This is a genomic window from Brachyspira catarrhinii, from assembly GCF_005518285.1.
GTDB classification, from domain to species: domain Bacteria; phylum Spirochaetota; class Brachyspiria; order Brachyspirales; family Brachyspiraceae; genus Brachyspira; species Brachyspira catarrhinii.
In genome coordinates this window covers 1-722 of the sequence record NZ_SJDU01000678.1, presented here as the reverse complement: position 1 = coordinate 722, position 722 = coordinate 1, and the positions used below count along the sequence as shown (strand labels likewise).

1 protein-coding gene is annotated in these 722 nt (G+C 41.3%); it reads left to right on the top strand.

The window, feature by feature from the left end; all coding sequences use genetic code 11:
- On the top strand, window positions 1-722 hold a 722-nt coding region (ilvC, locus tag EZH24_RS13035; RefSeq protein WP_137999447.1), incomplete at both ends, for a ketol-acid reductoisomerase.

Below are 722 nucleotides of genomic sequence, written 5' to 3'. Positions count from 1 at the left end.
AGATGCGGATATTGTTATGATGCTTGTTCCAGACGAAGTTTCAGCCGACATATACAACAGTCAAGTCGCTCCTTATATGAAAGAAGGAAATATATTGATGTTCGCTCATGGTTTTAATGTTCACTTTCAATTTGTAGTTCCCGCAAAAAATATCGATGTCATAATGGTAGCTCCAAAAGGACCTGGACATACAGTTAGAAGTCAGTATTTGGAAGGAAGAGGAGTTCCAAGTTTGATAGCCGTTTATCAGGATTTCAGCGGAAGAGCTAAAGATTACGCTTTGGCTTATGCTTGCGGAATCGGAGCTGGAAGAGCGGGAATATTGGAAACGAGCTTTAGAGAAGAAACGGAAACGGATTTATTCGGAGAGCAGGCTGTTTTATGCGGAGGCGTCACAGAGCTTATGAAAGCGGGATTCGACACATTAGTCGAAGCGGGCTATGAACCAGAAATGGCTTACTTTGAATGCATCCATGAAATGAAATTGATAGTCGATTTGATATATTCGGGCGGTTTTGCTATGATGAGATATTCTATTTCAAACACGGCGGAATACGGAGATTACAGAACGGGCAGAAGAATGATAACGGAAGAGACGAGAAAAGAAATGAAAAAAGTTTTAAGAGAGATTCAGGACGGAACTTTTGCAAGCGAATTTATGCAGGAATTTAGCTCTGGACGAAAAGCGAAATTCAACGCGACAAAAAGAGTGGAAAGCGAGC